Below are 1,438 nucleotides of genomic sequence, written 5' to 3' on the forward strand. Positions count from 1 at the left end.
CTGAACTGGTCCCCGGAAGTTGGACTGGCCAAATAGGATCCTAAACTGCGAGGGCCTGGGCACGGTATTGGACCGGGCTCAGGCCCTTGAGCTTTGTTGAGATTCTTTTGGTGTTGTACCAGTGGATGTATTCCTCGACGGCGGTTGCCAGGGCGTCGGTGTTGAGGAACCGGACGCGGTGGAAGAATTCTGACTTGAGGTGGCCGAAGAAGTTCTCCATGACCGCGTTGTCGTAGCAATTTCCCTTGCGGGACATTGATTGGACCGCGCCGGCGCCCGCGATCAGGGTGCGCCAGGAGGCGTGGCGGTATTGGAAGCCTTGGTCCGAGTGCACCAGCGGTTGCTGACCGGGCTGCAGGCAGGTCAGGGCCTCACGCAGAGAATCGTTGGTGAGCGCAAGGTTCGGGGATGAGCCCAGCGAGTAGGAAATGATCTGCCGGTCGAAGAGGTCCATGACCGGTGAGAGGTAGAGCTTCCGGTCCCCGACGCTGAATTCCGTCACATCAGTTACCCACTTCTGGTTCGGTGCATCAGCGTCGAACTCGCGGTTCAGAACGTTGGGCGCGACCGCGCCCTGTTCGCCTTGGTAGGAGTTGTAGCGCTTCCGGCGCCGGACCTTGCAGACCAGCCCGAGTTCCTGCATCAGCTTCAGCACAGTCTTCTTCGCGACCGTCCACCCTTGTTTGACCAGCTCGCTGTGGATGCGGCGGTGCCCGTACCGGCCATGGTTCGTTTCGAAGATCTCCGTGACCGCGGCTTTGAGTTTCTCTGTCGGGTCCGGCGCCTGCAGCCGGGGCTGGTGATAGAAGAACGTGGACCTGGCCAGCCCGGCGATGTCCAGCAGAACACCAAGCGGATAGTCAGCCTTGAGGGAAACGACGGCTTGAACCTTTACCGTCGTCCCTGTTCCCTCAAGGCCCGCAGTTTTCCCAGGTACGCCACCTCAGCGCGCAGCCGTTCGTTCTCCCGCCGCAACCGCTCAAGCTCGGACAAATCCGCAGACGGCGGGAAATCGGGTTTCCGCGGCCGGCCTTTGGGCTTCGGCCGCAACCCATCCTCGCCTTCGAGCCGGTACGCCCGGACCCACTTTTGCAGCAGCTCACGGGAGGCCAGACCTGCCTCGACTGCCAGATCCGGACCGGACTCGCCCGCGAGGAAGCGCTCGACCAGGGCACGTTTGAACTCAAACGAGTACGACCTCACCGCCCTGCCCACCAGCACTCCTTGCCCATGAATCCTCCACCGCCCATACAGTGCCCTGACCGGCACACGAGGCGCATCCAGCACCCGGGCCGCCGACCCATACCCGACACCCTTCTCAAACAACGCTACAGCCGCCTCGCGCTGCGCCTCAGACAATGAACTACGTGCATGCATAAAACTGCTCCCCGGAAGTCGGAACTGAATTTCTCAGTCCAACTTCCGGGGAGCAGTTCAC

Annotated in this window: 2 protein-coding genes; both read right to left on the reverse strand. The window is 61.8% G+C overall.

What is annotated here, in order from left to right; genetic code table 11:
• Window positions 1-40: 40 nt before the first annotated feature.
• Window positions 41-844, reverse strand: coding sequence for an IS3 family transposase (locus U7114_RS19275; RefSeq protein WP_323058265.1), 804 nt, complete (start codon window positions 842-844; stop codon window positions 41-43).
• 47 nt (window positions 845-891) lie between these two features.
• Window positions 892-1,215 (reverse strand): helix-turn-helix domain-containing protein, encoded by a 324-nt coding sequence (locus U7114_RS19280; RefSeq protein WP_323058264.1) that lies wholly within the window; start codon window positions 1,213-1,215, stop codon window positions 892-894.
• Window positions 1,216-1,438: the final 223 nt, after the last annotated feature.

This window comes from Pseudarthrobacter sp. C1, assembly GCF_034720455.1.
GTDB lineage: Bacteria > Actinomycetota > Actinomycetes > Actinomycetales > Micrococcaceae > Arthrobacter.